General features: G+C 68.3%; 14 protein-coding genes. 5 read left to right on the forward strand and 9 right to left on the reverse strand.

Going from position 1 to position 16,575, the window contains the following annotated elements:
• Positions 1-65 precede the first annotated feature (65 nt).
• Positions 66-650 (reverse strand): isochorismatase family protein, encoded by a 585-nt coding sequence (locus U5782_RS38725; protein ID WP_322049143.1) that lies wholly within the window; start codon positions 648-650, stop codon positions 66-68.
• Between the two features lie 62 nt (positions 651-712).
• Here U5782_RS38725 and U5782_RS38730 point away from each other — a divergent pair, with 62 nt between their 5' ends.
• The gene (locus U5782_RS38730) at positions 713-1,351 is read left to right on the forward strand and encodes a TetR/AcrR family transcriptional regulator (protein ID WP_322049144.1); all 639 of its coding nucleotides are present in this window, start codon (positions 713-715) and stop codon (positions 1,349-1,351) included.
• Between the two features lie 9 nt (positions 1,352-1,360).
• On the opposite strand, the gene clpP is transcribed toward U5782_RS38730, so the two are convergent.
• Positions 1,361-2,005, reverse strand: a complete 645-nt coding sequence (clpP, locus tag U5782_RS38735) for an ATP-dependent Clp endopeptidase proteolytic subunit ClpP (RefSeq protein WP_322049145.1) — start codon at positions 2,003-2,005, stop codon at positions 1,361-1,363.
• A 220-nt stretch (positions 2,006-2,225) separates the two neighbouring features.
• Between clpP and U5782_RS38740 the strand changes: the two genes are divergently transcribed.
• Positions 2,226-3,251: a sigma-70 family RNA polymerase sigma factor gene (locus U5782_RS38740; RefSeq protein WP_322049146.1), complete on the forward strand. Its 1,026-nt coding sequence runs from the start codon at positions 2,226-2,228 to the stop codon at positions 3,249-3,251.
• Here U5782_RS38740 and U5782_RS38745 read toward each other — a convergent pair.
• The 3 genes from U5782_RS38745 to U5782_RS38755 all read right to left on the reverse strand — a co-directional run bounded on the left by U5782_RS38745 (position 3,248) and on the right by U5782_RS38755 (position 7,803).
• Positions 3,248-4,522: an EAL domain-containing protein gene (locus U5782_RS38745; protein WP_322049147.1), complete on the reverse strand. Its 1,275-nt coding sequence runs from the start codon at positions 4,520-4,522 to the stop codon at positions 3,248-3,250. The genes U5782_RS38740 and U5782_RS38745 overlap by 4 nt on opposite strands.
• Positions 4,523-4,773: 251 nt before the next feature.
• Positions 4,774-6,180, reverse strand: a complete 1,407-nt coding sequence (gene mdtD / locus U5782_RS38750) for a multidrug transporter subunit MdtD (protein WP_322049148.1) — start codon at positions 6,178-6,180, stop codon at positions 4,774-4,776.
• A gap of 171 nt (positions 6,181-6,351) precedes the next feature.
• A complete protein-coding gene (locus U5782_RS38755) occupies positions 6,352-7,803 on the reverse strand; it encodes a PLP-dependent aminotransferase family protein (protein ID WP_322049149.1) in 1,452 nt (483 codons plus the stop codon).
• A gap of 212 nt (positions 7,804-8,015) precedes the next feature.
• Here U5782_RS38755 and U5782_RS38760 point away from each other — a divergent pair, with 212 nt between their 5' ends.
• Positions 8,016-8,369, forward strand: a complete 354-nt coding sequence (locus U5782_RS38760) for a DUF2917 domain-containing protein (protein WP_322049150.1) — start codon at positions 8,016-8,018, stop codon at positions 8,367-8,369.
• 92 nt (positions 8,370-8,461) lie between these two features.
• Positions 8,462-9,877, forward strand: coding sequence for a CoA transferase (locus U5782_RS38765; RefSeq protein WP_322049151.1), 1,416 nt, complete (start codon positions 8,462-8,464; stop codon positions 9,875-9,877).
• 27 nt (positions 9,878-9,904) lie between these two features.
• On the opposite strand, the gene U5782_RS38770 is transcribed toward U5782_RS38765, so the two are convergent.
• On the reverse strand, positions 9,905-10,651 hold the full coding sequence (locus U5782_RS38770) for a GntR family transcriptional regulator (RefSeq protein WP_322049152.1): 747 nt from the start codon (positions 10,649-10,651) through the stop codon (positions 9,905-9,907).
• Positions 10,652-10,817: 166 nt separating this feature from the next.
• On the opposite strand from U5782_RS38770, the gene U5782_RS38775 reads away from it, so the two are divergent.
• On the forward strand, positions 10,818-11,663 hold the full coding sequence (locus U5782_RS38775; RefSeq protein ID WP_322049153.1) for an aldo/keto reductase: 846 nt from the start codon (positions 10,818-10,820) through the stop codon (positions 11,661-11,663).
• A gap of 249 nt (positions 11,664-11,912) precedes the next feature.
• On the opposite strand, the gene U5782_RS38780 is transcribed toward U5782_RS38775, so the two are convergent.
• The 3 genes from U5782_RS38780 to U5782_RS38790 all read right to left on the reverse strand — a co-directional run bounded on the left by U5782_RS38780 (position 11,913) and on the right by U5782_RS38790 (position 16,569).
• Positions 11,913-12,941: a hypothetical protein gene (locus U5782_RS38780; RefSeq protein ID WP_322049154.1), complete on the reverse strand. Its 1,029-nt coding sequence runs from the start codon at positions 12,939-12,941 to the stop codon at positions 11,913-11,915.
• Positions 12,942-13,492: 551 nt separating this feature from the next.
• Positions 13,493-15,691, reverse strand: coding sequence for an ABC transporter ATP-binding protein (locus tag U5782_RS38785; protein WP_322049155.1), 2,199 nt, complete (start codon positions 15,689-15,691; stop codon positions 13,493-13,495).
• Positions 15,688-16,569: an ABC transporter permease gene (locus U5782_RS38790; RefSeq protein WP_322049156.1), complete on the reverse strand. Its 882-nt coding sequence runs from the start codon at positions 16,567-16,569 to the stop codon at positions 15,688-15,690. The genes U5782_RS38785 and U5782_RS38790 overlap by 4 nt, the downstream gene beginning before the upstream one ends.
• Between the last annotated feature and the right edge of the window lie 6 nt (positions 16,570-16,575).

The raw sequence follows: 16,575 nt of genomic DNA on the forward strand, positions 1-16,575 counted from the left end.
CATAAAAAAAGCCCTCGATTCGCATCGAGGGCTTTTTTGCTTTCAGCGCAGGTTAAGCAGGTGACTTACGCGAGTGCGGCGAGGGTTTCCTGCGTCGAGCGCACGTGGCCCATGTGGCGGAACAGCTTCTCGAACGTGAAGTGATGCATCTCGTCGTTCAGCGCCGAGGTGGCGTCCTCGACGAACACGAGCTTGAAGCCGAAGTCGAAGGCCGCGCGCGCGGTGGATTCGACGCCGAAGTTCGTGGCGATACCGCCGATCACGATGGTGTCGATGCCGCGGCGGCGCAACTGCTGTTCGAGATCGGTGCCGTAGAACGCGCCCCATTGGCGCTTGGAGACGATCACGTCGCCGTCCTGCGCGCCGATTTCGGGCACGAGTTCGGAGGCGATGGCGGGCGCGAGCGGCGCGTCGGGCGTGCGCGTGGGCGCATCGGCGGGCAGCGCGAGGAGGTCGTTGAGCAGCACGCGCACCCAGACGACGGCGCCGCCTTTGGCGCGCAGTGCGTCGGCGAGCGCACGGCCGTTTTCCACGACCTGCGCGCCGCTATGGGGCGCGACCGCGCGGCTCACGATACCGTGTTGCAGGTCGATCATCACGAGCGCGGTCTTGCGCGGATCGAGCGAAAGGGAAGAGAGAGCTTGCGTCATGGTGCACCATTATGTGAGGATAGCCTCACATATGATACAGGAATATGAGGGAGGACTCAGATATGGCGGCCACACCGCTGCGGCCGGGTGCCGTGCCAAAGGAAGCGGGGCGGCGCGTGCCGCGCCAGGAGCGCGCCGCGCGCACCGTCGATGCGCTGCTCGAAGCGGCGGCGGACGCCTTTGCCGAGCGCGGCTTCGAAGCCGCCACGATGACGCAGATCGCGCAGCAGGCGGGCGTGTCGATTGGCGCGGCGTACCAGTATTTTCCGAACAAGGACGCGCTCGCGCTGGCGCTGCGCCAGCAGTACGGCAACGACATGGACGCGCGCTGGAGCGCCTTTATCGAGGCGCAGGCCGACGCGCCGGCGCTGCCGGCCGCGCAACTCGCCGAGCGCCTGTTCGACATGATGGTCGACCTGATGGACTCGTATCCGGCCTATCTGCCCTTGCTGTCGGTGTCGCTCGGCTTTCGCCGTGACGACGTGGCGCGCAACAAGCTGCGCCAGCGCTTTTCGACGCTGTTCAGGCGCTATAACGAAGCGCTCTCCGCCGACGAGGCCTACCGCATGGCCGAAGTCATGTTGCAGGTCGTCAAGAGCCTCAACCCGCTTTACGCGGCGGCGAAACCGAAGGAGCGCAAGCTGCTGGTGGCCGAGTACAAGGGCGTGCTGGCAGCCTGGCTCGCGGTGCGGCTCGTCTGACGTGATCGCTTAGCGCGGCAGGGGTTCGTCGCGCGAATGCAGCACCCGGTCGATCAGGCCGTATTCCGTCGCCGCTTCGGCCGACATGAAGTGGTCGCGGTCGGTGTCGCGCACGATCTGTTCGACCGCGCGGCCCGTGTGCGCCGCGAGCATCGCGTTCAGGCGCTCGCGCAGATACAGCACCTCGCGCGCCTGCAATTCGACATCGGCGGCCGTGCCCTGGCTGCCGCCCGAAGGCTGGTGAATCATGATGCGTGCGTTCGGGAGTGCGAAGCGCTTTCCCGGAGCGCCGGCAGCCAGCAGAAACGAGCCCATGCTGGCCGCGAAGCCGGTGCAGAGCGTGGAGACATCGGGCTTCACGAACTGCATGGTGTCGTGGATCGCGAGGCCGTCGTAGACCGAACCGCCCGGCGAATTGATATAGAGGCTGATGTCCTTTTCCGGATTTTCGGCTTCGAGAAACAGCAACTGCGCGACCACCAGGCTCGCAGTCTGTTCGGTCACCGGACCGATCAGGAACACGATGCGTTCGCGCAGCAGGCGCGAGTAGATGTCGTAAGCGCGCTCGCCGCGCCCGGAGGTTTCGATGACGGTCGGCACGAGATTGAGCGCGCGCGGTGCGATTGCTGCAAGATGCTGGGAGAGGGGCGGCATTTGAGGCCTCGGAGTGCGGTGGTTTGGGTGACTGGCAGCGCGGTGTATCGGCATAGCGGCGCTGCTGCCCTCAAGACGCCCGCCGCGTCCCGCGCGTGACGACGATTTTTTTGCGCGCGGCTGTCACATCGGCGGTGCGCCGGACGTCATAAGGGCGAGGGGCGGCGCGGGCTGTCCGCAAAACCGGGCGCGGATCGCGCCGGGTCAGGGAGCGATGCGAATGACGCAGGCAATCGACCAGATGAGCGATGAAGTGACGGTGCGGGAAAGTGGCCCGCAAGAGGGCGCGTGGAGCGAGGCGCGCCGCGCGGCCACTTTCGGCCTGGAGCGCGCGCGTCTGCTGGCGTTGGCCACGCGCGTGCTCGGCAGCCGTGCCGAGGCCGAGGACGTCGTGCAGGATGCCTGGTTCCGCTGGCGCGACGCCGATGCGGCGGCCGTGCGCACGCCGCAGGCGTGGCTCGCGACAGTGACCGTGCGTCTCGCGATCGACCGGCTGCGCAAGCTGCGTCGCGATAGCGCCGCGCAAGACGGTCTCGCGGGCGACGCATCGTGGCTCGACGCTCTGGCGCCGTCGGCGGAGGAAACCGGGCTGCGTGCCGCGCATCTCTCGCAGGCGCTGCTGATGCTGCTGGATCGGCTCGGGCCGCTGGAGCAGGCGGTATTCGTGCTGCGCGAGGCGTTCGAGTGCGATTACGCCGAGATCGCCGCGCTCACGGGCTGCACGCTCGCGCATTGCCGCCAGATCGTGCATCGCGCGCGCGGCAGGCTGGCGCGTGAGGTCTCACCGCAGGCCGCGCCTGCCGATGCGGCGCAGCACGCGCGCACGCTCGAGCGTCTGCGCGAGGTGCTGCACGCGCAGGATCGGCTCGGATTGATGGATTTGCTAGGGGTGACTGCGACGGCGCTGGCTGTAGCGAGCGCCGTCGCATCGGATGCGCCGCGTGCGCTGCGCGCCGAAACGCTCGCGCTCGACGGCGAACCGGGCGTTGCGTTGCTCGCGGAGGATGGCGAACTCGCCGCGTGGCTGCACGTGAGCGAGTCCGGCGACCAGCGAGGCTTCACGCCCGTTGTCTGCGTGGCCGCGGCAGGCGTCGTACAGCGCGCGAATCGGGTATTCGGAGGCGCAGCAGTGCGCGCCTTGCTTGCGCACTACTCAGCGAACTGCGGCGGCGTGAACGTCTCGATGCAGACGACCGTCTCGCCGGTCGCGACATCGTTGGAACCCGCCTTCGCCGTGCTCGCCTAACCGCGCAGTGCGGCCGCTTCCCAGTTGATGTCCACGCACAGCACCTGCAGGCCCTGTGCCGTCTGCGCGGCGATCGAAGCCGTCACGCAAAGGTGGGCCTCGTTGATCGAGAGATAGGGAGGCGTGAACTGCACGTTGCCCGGCGACTTCATCGCACCGATGAAATAGGGCCGGCGTTCCCAGCTAGCGCCCTCGGAATGCAGCAGCGGCCGGAAGCGCTTGGCGCGCTGCGACGTGCGGCCGTCGGGCAGCACGTTGTCGCCGATCTGACGGCCCGACGCGTCCAGCAGGAAGCTGCGCGCGGTCTCCGCGAGGCCGAGCAGCGGCAGGGTGGCGTCGGTCATGCTCGCGCCGGCGGCGAGTTGCGCCGCCGCCGCTTCGAGCGCGCTCACGTACGGCGCGAGGCGCGCGCTCTGGGCCCGCTCGCGCGCGCTCACGCGCTCGCGCAGACGCGCCGACAGATCGTCCATCAGGCGCGCGGCGGTCGCGGGGGGCACCGGCTGCACGTCGGGGCGCGCGAAGTACGCGCCTTGCACGAAATCGGCGTTGCTTTCCAGCGCGATCAGCGCGTCGCGCTCGGTCGAAAGACCACCCACCAGCACCAGTTGACCCGACTCGTGCAGCATCGACACCAGCCCCGGCAGCACCCGCTCGATATGCGCGTGACGGCTCGCCTGCGCAAGCAGGCTGCGGTCGAGCGTGACGATATCGGGGCGCAACTGCCACACGCGGTCGATGTTCGAATGCTTGGCGCCGAAGCCGTCCAGCGCGATCACGAAACCGGCCTTGCGCAGCCCGTCGATGATCTCGGCGAAGCGCGAATTCTCGCCGCCCGCCTGTTCGGACACCTCCAGCACGACACGCTGCGGCGGCACGCCGAGCGCCTTGATGCCGGCGAGCAGGGCGTCGCCGTAGCTCGTGTCCATCAGCGCGGCCGGATGCAGGCTCAGGAACAGCCATTCGTCATGCGAATCGAAGGCGTTGAAATTGCCCAGGTGCAGCGATTCGGCCAGCCGGCCGAGTTCCAGCAGATCGCCGCGCCGAGCGGCCTGCGTGAAGACCTCCTGCGACGGCACCTGCTGGCCATGTTCGTCGTGCGCGCGCAGCGACGCGTGATAGCCGATCGCACGGCGGTGGGCGACCGAAAACACCGGCTGGAACACGCTGAATACGGTGTATCCGCCGTAGAGAACGGTGCGCCGGGCGCCTTCTTCGCCCGCGACGGGGCGCGACTGGTAGCCGGGGGGATCGAGGTCGATCATGCTGTTCATAGGCCTGAATGGCGCGCGCTGGAGGCGGGACGGGAGCCATCCCGGACGATGCGCGCGAGCCCCGAGTTTACATTACTGGATAAGCGTGCAAAAAGTATGCGCGCTCACACACAGGGCGGATCGGATGATCCACCCTGAATAATAGGGATTTTAAGAGGGTGTGGGGTGGCCGTCAGGCACTCGCGCGGCGCTTTGCCCGCGCGCTCGCGCACCGCGTGATCGCCGCATGCACCACCGAGGTGCGGCGAGCTTCAGGTGCGCTCGGACGGATCGGTTTTTTTCGCCGTGCGCCGCACGTCGTCGGAGAGCTGGGCAAAGATCCACGACGAGGCCGCCGTGATGATGCCCACGCACACGAAGGTGGCGTGGAACGCCGGAATTACGTTCGAGGCCGTCATATGGGCGATCAGGCCGGTGAAGGTCGTGAGCATTGCGCCCGCCACGGTCACGCCCAGACTCATCGAGAGCATCTGCACGAGCGAGAACAGGCTGTTGCCGCTGCTCGCGCCGCCCATGCCCAGGTCCTTGAGCGTGAGGGTGTTCATCGCCGTGAACTGCATCGAGTTGACGGCGCCGAACACCGCCAGTTGCACGATGCGCAGCCACAGCGGCTCGCCGGGCGTGGAGAGCGAGAAGCTCGCCATCATGAGGCCGACCAGCACCGTGTTGATGACCAGCACGCGGCGGTAGCCGTGGCGCGTGATCAGGTAGGTGACGAGGCGCTTGGAGCCCATCCCGGCCGCCGCGACCGGCAGCATCATGAGCCCCGCTTCGAACGGCGTATAGCCGAGCGCGACTTGCAGCAGCAGAGGAATCAGATAGGGCATCGCGCCACTGCCGATGCGCGCGAACAGGTTGCCCAGCAGCCCGACGCTGAAGGTGTGAATCTTGAAGAGTTCGAGCGAGAAGATCGGGCGCGGCGAGCGCTGCGCGTGCAGCCCGTAAGCCACGAAGGCGGCCAGCGAGACGATCAGCAGCACCAGCACGACCGCCTGCGGAATACCGAGTTCGGAGCGGCCGTCGAGCGCGAACGAGATCGTCACCATGCCGGTCACGAGCAGCAGGTAGCCTGGCAGGTCGAATTTCGGCGTGTCGGCGTTGCGGCTGTCGGGCATGAAGAAGAAGGTGGCGATGCAGCCCACCACGCCCACCGGCACGTTGATCAGGAAGATCCAGTGCCACGAGGCGATCTGCACGAGCCAGCCGCCGAGCGTCGGGCCGATCAGCGGGCCGATCAGGCCCGGGATCGCCACGAACGAGAGCGCGGGCAGATAGCGTTCGGCGGGGAAGGTGCGCAACACGGCGAGGCGCCCGACCGGCAGCAGCATCGCACCGCCCACGCCCTGCGCGATACGCGAGAGCACGAGCTGGTTGAGCGTGTGGGCGCTCGCGCACAGCAGCGAGCCGACGGTGAAGACCAGGATCGCGCCCATGAAGACGCGACGCGTGCCGAGTTTGTCGGCGAGCCAGCCCGAGACGGGGATCATGACCGCCATCGTCAGCGAGTAGGCGATCACGACTGATTGCATGCGCAACGGTAATTCGCCGAGGCTCGTCGCCATCGCGGGCAGCGCCGTGTTGACGATGGTCGAGTCGAGCGTCTGCATGAAAAAGCCGGTGGCGACAATCCACAGCATCACCGTCAACGAACGGGGCATGGGCGCGGGACTGGACGGCACGCTGGGAGAAGCGTTAGACGAAGTGCTGGGTTCGGACATGAGAGCAGGCGGGCGCGCAGGCAGTGGCTGGCAGCCGTCATTGTAGAGAACCCGGCGCGCTCGCGCGCTTTAGGGGCCGGGCGCGCTCACGCTGATGGCTGCGCGGTCAGCTCAGCCCGGCAGGCGCGCAGCCGCCGCGAAGAACACTTGGGCGCGCGGGTCCAGCGCGAATGCCGCGTTGATGCGCAACCAGGGGCTCGGCTCGCCGTGCGGGCGAAAGTGGCTGCCCGGCGATGCGCTCACGCCCAGCGGTTCGCCGCAGGCCACCAGTAGTCTCGAATCGTCGATATGCGGCACGCGCGCCCACACGAACTTGCCGCCCATCTGCTGATGCGCACGTCCGCTTGCGGGCGTGGCGGAGGCGCTCGCCGGGCCGCCGAACAGCTCCCAGCCGTGTTCTTCGAGGGTGCGCGAGGCTGTGCCGAGCGCCTCGGTGATGCGCCGGCGCAGCCTCTCCAGGTATTTGCGGTAGGCGCCGCGCTCCAGCAACGTCGCCGCCACGGCCTGGGTAAAGCGCGAACCGCTGATGGTGGTCAGCGCCTTGATCGCGGCCAGATCGCGCACGATTGCCGGGCTCGCGACCACATAGCCCACGCGCAGCGACGACGACAGCGTCTTCGACAGGCCGCTCACATAGACCACATGCTCGAACTGGTCGAGCGCGGCGAGGCGGTCGGTGGGATCGGTCTGGAAATCGGCGTAGATATCGTCTTCGACGATGGTGAAGCCGTGCTCGCGCGCGAGTTGCAGCAGCCGGAACGCCACGGGCGGCGAGATCGTCGTGCCGGTCGGGTTGTGAAACACCGTGTTGACGAAGAACGCACGCGGGCGGTGCTGCGCGAGGAGCGTGTGCAGATGCTCCAGATCGGGGCCGCTCGCGGTGCGCCGCACGCCCACGAGACGCAGGCCATGCAGCTTCAGGAGTCCGTAGAGGTTGTAGTAGCCGGGGTCTTCCACGAACACCGTGTCGCCGGGCTTGAGCATGTAGCGGATCAGCAGGTCGAGCCCTTCGCTCGCGCCTTCGGTCACGAGGATCTGCTGCGCCTCGGCGGCGATGCCCAGCGGCGCGAGGCGGTTGCGCAGATGCTCGCGCAGCGTCGCTTCGCCCATCGGCGAGCCGTAATCGATGAGGCTCGACGGATCGGTGCGCGAGACGTGGCGGATCGCCTGGCCGATGGCATCGACGTCTCGCCATGCCTGCGGGACCGAGCCGCTGTCGAGTTGCAGCGTCTCGCCGGGGCGGTTCAGGTGCGCGAGCAGATGACCCGATTCGTCGGCCGCGTTCGAGATATCGCAGGTGCCCATGCCGGCCATGCCGGCGCGCGCATGCTCGCTCACGTAGAAGCCCGAGCCGTGGCGCGAGTCGAGCCAGCCGAGCGACACCAGCCGGTCGTAGGCCTCGATCACGGGAAAGCGGCTGATGCGGTAGTCGGTGGCGAGCTGGCGGATCGACGGCAGGCGCGCGCCGGGATGCGCCGCGCGCGAGCGGATCCAGGTCTGCACGCCCGCGACGATCTGCTCGGTAAGCGGGACGCTACTGGCGCGGTCGAGTTCGAGTTTCATGCGGGTCTGGCGCTGGGGCGAAGAAGGGTGCAATCAAAGTGTCCGGTTTTTTGACTGGACAGTTCCGGGTTAACTGTTCGGAACTGTGCATGGGGTGACCTGACACTGACGGCAATAATGCTCCCATCCGCAACACGCTTCAAGGTGCATTTCGCAGGGTCGATACGACCTGCACAAGCCGCCCGCGAAGCGACATGGCAAGGAGCGAGGCAATGCGAGAAATCCGGATTTTCGAACTGGAACACGGCGAACCCGCCGAAACGTGGCGGCTCGCGCAGGCGATGCAACTGCATGTGAGCGAAGGCGAACTCTGGCTCACGATCGGCGGCGACGCGAACGATTACTGGCTGCGCGCGGGCGAGTCGATGCAGTTGGTGGCAGGCTCGCGCGTCTACCTGAGCGCCGGGCGCGAGGGCGCGCGTTTCGTGCTGGCGCTGGGCGGCGCGTCGGCTCGCACGGCGGGTTTTTCGACGGCATTGCATGGCTCGCGCAGCGCGATGGCCCGGCTTGGCTGGGTCGCCCAGGCGCTGCGCTCGCGCTCGGCGCGCGGCTTGATGATCGGCTGAAGCGCGGAGTTGATTATCTCGGTCAAGATTGATCGCGTTGGGGCGGTGCCCGTAACCTGAGTGGACCGCACACCACTCGACAGGACGGCCCCATGACTCCCCGCGACGCGCTCGAACACCTCTGGATGCTGGCGCATCTGCACGACGACCGGCAAGCGATGGCCGCACTCGATCTGGTCGACGTGCAAGGCGACGACCCCGGTTTGCCTTCGGTATTTCGCGTCGGCACGCTTGCGGCGGCGTCGATCGGCGCGGCGGGGCTCGCGGCCGCGCGTCTGCATGCGTTGCGCGGCGGTCCCGATCAGCGTGTAGCGATCGATGTGCGCCGTGCGCTGGCGGCGTTTCGCAGCGAACGCTATCTGAGCGTCGATGGCGGTGCGCCGTTCGAGTTGCGCCATCCGGTGACGGGCTACTTCGAGACGCGCGACGGCCGCTGGATTCAGTTGCACGCGAACTTCGCGCACCACCTGCAGGGCATCCTGCGCGTGCTCGGCTGCGGCGAGCGTCACGACGAGGTCGCGCACGCGATCCGCACCGGCTGGGACGGCGCCGCACTCGACGCGGCGCTGGCCGAGGCCGGGCTATGTGCCGCGCTCGTGCGTTCGCCGCGCGAATGGGCCGCGCACGACCAGGCCCAGGCGGTGGCGCGTCTACCGCTCTTCGAGATCGAGCGTATCGGCGACGCCGACGCGCCCGCCGTGACGAGCCAGCCCGGCGCGCGTCCGCTCGAAGGTGTGCGCGTGGTCGATCTCACGCGCATCATCGCGGGTCCAGTGGCGGGGCGCACGCTCGCGCATCATGGCGCCGACGTGCTGCTCATCAATGGGCCGCATCTGCCGAACATCGCGCCGCTCGTGATCGACAACGGCCGCGGCAAGCGCTCGGCCACGCTCGATCTGCGCGAGGCGGCGGGCCGCGAGCAACTGCATGCGCTCGTGCGCGATGCCGATGTCTTCCTGCAAGGCTATCGCCCGGGCGCGCTCGCCGCGCATGGCTTCGCGCCCGAGGTGCTGGCGCGCGAGCGGCCGGGCATCGTCTGCGTCTCGGTTTGCGCGTACTCGCATCGCGGGCCGTGGCATGAGCGGCGCGGCTTCGACAGCCTCGTGCAGTCGGCAAGCGGCATCGTCTGGACGGAGAGCATGGCGGCGGGCGGTTTCGAGCCGCCGCGCCCGCTACCGTGCCAGGCGCTCGATCATGCGACCGGCTATCTCGCCGCGTTCGGCGCGATGGTCGCGCTCGCGCGGCGTGCACGCGAAGGCGGGAGCTGGCATGTGCGCGTCTCGCTCGCGCAGACGGGCCGCTGGCTACAGTCGATGGGGACGATCGAGGGCGGGCAGCAGGCTCCCGAAGTGAGTGCGCAGGATCGCGCCGATTGCCTCGAAGAGACGCTGACGCCGTTTGGCCGCGTGCGCGCGGTCGCTCCCGCCGAACGGCTCGAACGCACCCCGGCGTTCTATGCGCGGCCGTGCGTGCCGATCGGCACGGATGCGCCGCAGTGGAGCGCGTGACCGGCGCGCGTCGCGTCGCTTACTTGCTTACTTGCGCAGTTCCGCGACGAAGTCGTAGTAGTCGTTGCGGCAGTATGTATCGGTCAGCTCGATCGCGCGCTGGTCGGCGGTATAGCCCACGCGCGTGATGAGCAGCAGCGCCTCGTTGGGCGCGATGCTCATCTGCTTCGCGATCTCCTCGCTCGCGTTCACGGCGCGAAAGTGCTGCAACGCGCGCACGATCGCGAGACCGCGCTGCTCGAGAAAGCTGTAGAGCGAATCGCCGATGGCGTTCGGATCGGGAATCAGCGCGGCGGGGAAGGTCGAGTTTTCGACCGCCATGACGATGCCGTCCGCGAGACGCAGGCGTTTGAGCCGCGTGACGGCGGCCGCCGGCGACAGGCCGAGCTGGATCACCTCGTCGCGGCTCGCGGGCTGGATCTCGCGCGAGAGCCAGCGGGAACTTGGCGTGAAGCCGCGCTGGCGCAACATCTCCGAAAAGCTCGTGAGCCGCGAGAGCGGGTCTTCATAGCGCGGCGTGATGAAGCTGCCCGCGCCCTGGGTGCGGCGGATCAGGCCTTGCTCGACCAGCAGCGCGATGGCCTTGCGCGCGGTGATGCGCGAGACGCCGAGCGCATCGGCGAGCACGCGCTCGGAGGGCAGCGCCTCACCGGCGGCCCAGCGGTTCTCATGGATCGCGTCGCTGAGCTTGCGGGCGAGTTGCAGATAAAGCGGCGTGTCGTTGTCCGGGTCCGGGCGCAGGCCGCGCCAGCGGTCTTCCGTGGGAGCGTTCATGGGAGGCAGGCATGAAAGGCGAACGGCAATTTTATGACATAGGCGCGCTCACGCGGAAATGAAGGTCTTATCGTTCGACGCATGAGCGTGTGCGGGCCGAGGCGCTACACTGGCCCCTCGCTGCGAGCGCAGTTCACGCACAGTCTTGCATGGGAAGGACGACAACATGACGACCGATATTGCCAGCATCGCGTTGCCCGGCGGCGAGCGCATCGCGAAGCTCGGCCAGGGCACCTGGGAAATGGGCGAGCGCGCCACCCGCTGCGCCGACGAAATCGCCGCGCTGCGCGAGGGCGTGGCGCTCGGCATGACGCTCATCGACACCGCCGAAATGTATGGCGACGGCGCGACCGAAACGCTCGTCGGCGCCGCGCTCGACGGGCTGCGCGATGACGTGTTCCTCGTCAGCAAGGTCTATCCGCACAACGCCAGCCGACGCGGCGTGGAGCGCGCCTGCGAGGCGAGTCTGAAGCGCCTGGGCACCGACCGGCTCGATCTGTATCTGCTGCACTGGCGCGGCGGCGTGCCGCTCGAGGAAACCGTCGCGGGCTTCGAGGCGCTGGTGCGCGCGGGCAAGATCCGCTACTGGGGTGTCAGCAACTTCGATACCGAGGACATGGAAGAACTTCTCGCGATTCCCGGCGGCGAGGCCTGCGCGATGAACCAGATCCTCTACAACGTCGCGCGTCGCGGGCCCGAGTTCGATCTGCTGCCGTGGAGTCTCGCGCAGGGCGTGCCGGTCATGGCGTATAGCCCCGTCGATCATGCGCGTTTGCCGCGGCGCTCGCCGCTCGACGATATCGCGGCGGCGCATGGCGTGTCGGTGTATCAGGTCGCGCTCGCGTGGGTGCTGCGTCAGCCGGGCGTGTGCGCGATTCCGAAGGCCGCGCGCGTCGAGCACGTGCGTGACAATCGCGCCGCACTCGATCTCGTGCTGAGCGCGCAGGATCACGCGACGCTCGATACCTACTTCAAGCCGCCGCGCGCCAAACGTCCACTGGAGATGCTGTAAGGGAAGCGGTAGCGCGCATGAGGGAAGGCGAGGGGGCTCGCCGGTGCGCGCTACGTGATCAGGTCGATCAGGTCGATCAAGAGAGAAGGCCGGGCTGCAAGCAGGCAGAGCCGGTGGCCGTGTTCCGGCCACCGGCGGCGGCTTCCGGCCGGGGGACCGGAAGACCGCCGCCGTTGCTGCCTGGAATGGCGCGACCGGCCGTCGCGCCAATTCGGGGTGGCTGAGGCGCGTTTGCACCGCCGTGCGAGTTCAATGACCGCTGCCATTGCCGCCACCGTGGCCGCCGCCGTTCCCGCCGCCCGGGCCGCCCGACGAACCACCCTTGCCGAATCCACCACCAAAGCCGCCTCCGAAACCACCGCCGAAGCCGCCGCCGAAACCACCTCCGAAGCCGCCGGACGGACCTGAGGGACCCGAAGGACCGGAGCCGTGACCGCTGCCGCAACCGCAGCCGCTCGATCCACCGCCGCTCGATCCGCCGCCGCCGTTGCTGCCGCCACCGCCGTTGCTGCCGCCACCGCCGTTGCTGCCGCCGCCGCCGTTGCTGCCACCGCCGCCGTTGCTTCCGCCACCGCCGTTGCTGCCGCCACCGCCGTTGCTGCCACCGCCGCCGTTGCTTCCGCCACCGCCGTTGCTGCCGCCGCCGCCGTTGCTGCCGCCACCGCCGTTGCTGCCGCCACCGCCGTTGCTGCCGCCGCCGCCGTTGCTTCCGCCACCGCCGTTGCTGCCGCCACCGCCGCTATTGCTCGATCCGCTGTTCGAGCCGCCAACGCCCGACGTGCCGCCGCCGCGTCCCGTGCCGCTGCTCGAACTCGTGCTGCCGGAGACGCCCGCGCCGACGCCCCCGCCACCACCCGAACTCGCCGAGCTAGACGATGATCCGCCGCGGCCGCCTTGTCCGCAGTTGCCATTGTTGTTGCCGTAACAGTTTTGCGGCAGGAACACGGTGGCCGCGTCCGTGGCTTCGCTCACGATTTCCGTGCCCGGCGTGCTGCCGGTGCTGGCAGCACCACCAGGATTGACGCCCGAAGTCGATGACGACGTGCCCGCCGAATCCGGCGCCGTGCCATCCGCTGGCATGCCCGCGTCGTTGACGACGCCGCCGCTGGCTGGCAAGGCGGCATCGGCGACGACGATCCAGGACGGGGACGTCACGTTGCTTTGCGCATGGGCGCCGATGGCGGGCAGCAGCACACTGACTCCTGCCGCCCCGATCGCAACGATTGCGAGACCTCGGCCAACCCCGTAGCAGTACTGATGAAATGATCTGTTCTTCATGGCTTCCTCCCGGGAAGCGATGGCGCGTGTCCGCCTCGCCTCTCTTGCGCCTTGTGTCTAGCGCCGCGCAGCAAAGCGCCAACGCCGACCCCCGTCAGGCTGGATCCGCTTTGCACCGGCGTGCGCTCCATATCGTGAGAGCGCGTTGTCAAGCCAGCCTAAGCGGTACACGTGCACACGGCCGGCTTCGCATCGAATGACCGGGTTGGGCAGGAGTCCTTGCCGATTGTCGATGCCCTGGAACGGGACGGCAGAAAGCAAGCGCGTCATGCGGCCGGTCATCCGTTCGCCCGGTGCGGGATGTCACGCTCATGGCGCTGTCAAACCTCGCTGGGCGGCGACCGGATGCCTGGTCTCGATATAGCGAGTTCTGTGCCATCGGCCCGCGAGGGCCATGTGAAGGGGACTTTACAATTCGCCTTTGGTGTTGACGCTGAAAAAATCACTGAAAACGTATCGGCGATGAAACGCGCGGAGCCGAAACGTCGATTTACGTTGCAAATGCGGACAACGCAACGAGTTTCGTCTGATCTTCGCGACGGCCAGGCGGCTTACGAAGGAGCGCGAGCCTGTGCCGTCGAGCGCTGCAGTTCGCGCAGTTCGTCAACGGGGATGTGGCAGCGGATGCGATGGTCTTCGGCATGGGCGTCGAAGGGCGGTGCGGTTTCGTCGCAGATCGCGCCGAGCTTGCGCGGACAGCGTGCGCTGAAAACGCAGCCGCCTCGCTCCCGAGGCGCACTATGGGCGGCGTCGGTCGCAAGCGGCGGCTCGCGCGTCAATGCGCCTGCGTTGAGCAATGTTTCGGTGTAGGGATGGCAGGGACCGCCGAGCACCGCATTCGCGGGACCGCTTTCCACGACACGGCCCGCGTACAGCACCATGACCCGGTCGGCGAGATAGCGCACCACGTCGAGATCATGCGAGATGAAGAGGTAGCTCACGCCGCGCTCGCGCTGCAGGCGCGCAAGCAGGTTCAGGATCGCGGCTTGTACCGACACATCGAGTGCGGAAGTCGGCTCGTCGCAGATCACGACACGCGGCGCGCCCGCGAAGGCCTGGGCGATCGCCACACGCTGTTTAAGACCGCCCGAGAGCTGCCGCGCCCGCGCGTTGAGATAACGCAGGGGCACGCGCACGGCGTCGAGCAGACTGCCGATGCGGGCGAGTTGGGCGCTGCCGGCACGGTCGTCCGCGTGGTCGCCGTCGGCCTGCGCAAGCGCGCGGCCTACGAGCCGGCTCACGGGCAACGCGCGGTTGAGCGAGGCGTCGGGATGCTGGAACACCATGCGTAGCGCCTGCAAGGCTCGTGTGTCGCGCTGTGTGAGACGGGGCGGCAGAGGCTTGCCGTCGAGTTCGATGCGAGCGCCCGCATCGGCGGCATGCACGCCGAGCAGCAGCTTCGCGAGCGTCGTCTTGCCGCTGCCCGACTCGCCGACAAGGCCCAGCGTTTCGCCCGCACGCAGTTCGAGAGAGACATCGTCGAGCACACGCAGCGTCTGTGCGCCCTGACCAAAGGTGCGCGAGAGATGCGTCGCGCGCAGCACGACCGGCGCCGCGCGCGCCTGATTTGCCTGCTGCCTTTCGTCAGTCTGTTCGTTTGTCTGTTGTATGGCCTCTTCCAAAGCGGGCGTTGCTGTCTGTGCGCTTGCACGCACATCGATCGCGTTGGCGACATTGGCGGCATCCGCGGCGGGCAGATCGATGGCGCGCTCGTGATAGTGGCAGCGCGACATCTGCTCGCCATGCGCGGCGGCCATGCGATGCGGTGGCGGCGCGTGTTCGCGGCAGCGCGTGTCGGCGAGACGGCAGCGCGGGGCATAGACGCAGCCATGCGTGAGTGTGCCTGGCGCGGGCAACTCGCCCGCGATCGTGTCGAGCGCGCCGTGCGCCTTGGTGCGGCCCGGCGCGGGCAGGCAGCGCAACAAGCCCACCGTGTACGGATGACGGGCATGCGCGAACACGTCCTCCGTTGTGCCTTCTTCGACCAGGCGGCCCGCGTAGAGCACGCCCACGCGCTCGCACATGCGCGCGATCACGGCAAGATCGTGGCTGATGAGCAGCACCGCCATGCCCAGCTCTTCGCGCAGTTGCGCGACGAGCGCGAGCACTTCGGCTTCGACGGTGGCGTCGAGTCCCGTGGTGGGTTCGTCGAGGATCAACAGCATGGGGTTCGAGGCGAGCGCCATGGCGATCACCACGCGTTGCTGCATGCCGCCCGAGAGCTGGTGCGGCCAGCTCGCCATGACGCGCGCGGGGTCGGCGATGCGCACGCGCGCGAGCATCGCGTACGCCTGATCGAGGGCTTCGGCGACGCTTGCGCCCGCGGCCTCGAAGGCTTCGCTCAGCTGCCGCGCGATGGTGAGCGTCGGGTTGAGCGCGCTCGCCGGATCCTGATAGACCATCGAGACTTTGTGCGCGCGCAACATGCGCAGGCCTTCGCGATCGAGCGCGAGCACGTCTTCGCCCGCGATGGCGATGCGCCCGGATTTCACGCGTCCGTTGTGGGCGAGGTAGCGCAGCACGGCGAGCGCGACCGTCGACTTGCCGCAGCCCGATTCGCCCACCAGCCCATACGCTTCGCCGCGCCGGATGCGTAGCGAGACGTCGGTGAGCACGTCGAGGTCCCGGCCGCGCACGCGGTAGGACACACTCAGGCCAACCAGCGCGAGTGCATCATCGGCGCGCGGTGCGCTGAAGGTCGCAAGCGCCGGGCTTCGTGCGGCGTTCGTGCCGGAAGCGGGACGGTTCACGATTCGAGCACCTCGCGCAAGCTGTCGGCGATCAGGTTCACCGCCACCACGAGCGAGGCGATCGCGAGCGCGTCGAAGGCCACGGTCCACCACGCGCCGCCCGCGAGCAGCGCGTACGATTCCGCGAGCGCGAGTCCCCAGTCGGCGGAAGGCGGCTGGATGCCGAAGCCAAGAAACGAGAGCGTGGCCACCGCGAAGATCGCGTAGCCGAGCCGCACGGTGGCTTCGACCACGATCGGCGGCCAGACATTGGGCAGGATCTCGGCGAACATCACGTAGAGCGCCCCCTCGCCGCGCAAGCGGGCGGCGGCCACGTAGTCGAGATGGCGTTCGGCCAGCACGGCCGCGCGCACCGTGCGTGCGACGAGCGGCGCGAACGTGATGCCGATCACGAGCACCACGGCGAGACTGGAAGCGCCCACGGCCGCGAGCACAAGTAGCGCGACGATCACGAGCGGCAGGGCGAGCACGGCGTCGAGCGCGCGCGCGACCAGTGTGCCCGCCCAGCCTTCGAGATAGCCGGTGACGAGGCCGAGCGCCGCGCCCGCGAGCGTGCCCGTCAAGGTGGCGAGCGGTGCGATCGTGAGGATGTCGCGCGCGCCCACGATCACGCGCGAGCAGATGTCGCGGCCAAGCTGGTCGGTGCCGCACCAATGCGTGTGATCGGGCGGCAGCAGCGAGCCGAGCGGATCGGACGCGTAGGCATCGTACGGCGCGATCCAGCCGCCCGCGAGCGCGCAGACGATCCACACGAGCAGGATCAGCGCGCCCAGCACGAAGGCGGGCGAGCGCAGCAGCACGCGTAGCGTCGCCGCGAACCGCGACGGTTCGACCTCGGGCGCGCCAGCTTCGATCGATTCGGATGCCGTATCGTTCATGCGAGG

This window comes from Paraburkholderia sp. J67, assembly GCF_905220265.1.
Lineage (GTDB): Bacteria > Pseudomonadota > Gammaproteobacteria > Burkholderiales > Burkholderiaceae > Paraburkholderia.

What these genes read in the sequence shown, in the direction of transcription:
- U5782_RS38725 (WP_322049143.1), bottom strand. Translation starts at nt 650, where the DNA reads ATGACGCAAGCTCTCTCTTCCCTTTCGCTCGATCCGCGCAAGACCGCG.
- U5782_RS38730 (WP_322049144.1), top strand. Translation starts at nt 713, where the DNA reads ATGGCGGCCACACCGCTGCGGCCGGGTGCCGTGCCAAAGGAAGCGGGG.
- clpP (WP_322049145.1), bottom strand. Translation starts at nt 2,005, where the DNA reads ATGCCGCCCCTCTCCCAGCATCTTGCAGCAATCGCACCGCGCGCGCTC.
- U5782_RS38740 (WP_322049146.1), top strand. Translation starts at nt 2,226, where the DNA reads ATGACGCAGGCAATCGACCAGATGAGCGATGAAGTGACGGTGCGGGAA.
- U5782_RS38745 (WP_322049147.1), bottom strand. Translation starts at nt 4,522, where the DNA reads ATGAACAGCATGATCGACCTCGATCCCCCCGGCTACCAGTCGCGCCCC.
- mdtD (WP_322049148.1), bottom strand. Translation starts at nt 6,180, where the DNA reads ATGCCCCGTTCGTTGACGGTGATGCTGTGGATTGTCGCCACCGGCTTT.
- U5782_RS38755 (WP_322049149.1), bottom strand. Translation starts at nt 7,803, where the DNA reads ATGAAACTCGAACTCGACCGCGCCAGTAGCGTCCCGCTTACCGAGCAG.
- U5782_RS38760 (WP_322049150.1), top strand. Translation starts at nt 8,016, where the DNA reads ATGCGAGAAATCCGGATTTTCGAACTGGAACACGGCGAACCCGCCGAA.
- U5782_RS38765 (WP_322049151.1), top strand. Translation starts at nt 8,462, where the DNA reads ATGACTCCCCGCGACGCGCTCGAACACCTCTGGATGCTGGCGCATCTG.
- U5782_RS38770 (WP_322049152.1), bottom strand. Translation starts at nt 10,651, where the DNA reads ATGAACGCTCCCACGGAAGACCGCTGGCGCGGCCTGCGCCCGGACCCG.
- U5782_RS38775 (WP_322049153.1), top strand. Translation starts at nt 10,818, where the DNA reads ATGACGACCGATATTGCCAGCATCGCGTTGCCCGGCGGCGAGCGCATC.
- U5782_RS38780 (WP_322049154.1), bottom strand. Translation starts at nt 12,941, where the DNA reads ATGAAGAACAGATCATTTCATCAGTACTGCTACGGGGTTGGCCGAGGT.
- U5782_RS38790 (WP_322049156.1), bottom strand. Translation starts at nt 16,569, where the DNA reads ATGAACGATACGGCATCCGAATCGATCGAAGCTGGCGCGCCCGAGGTC.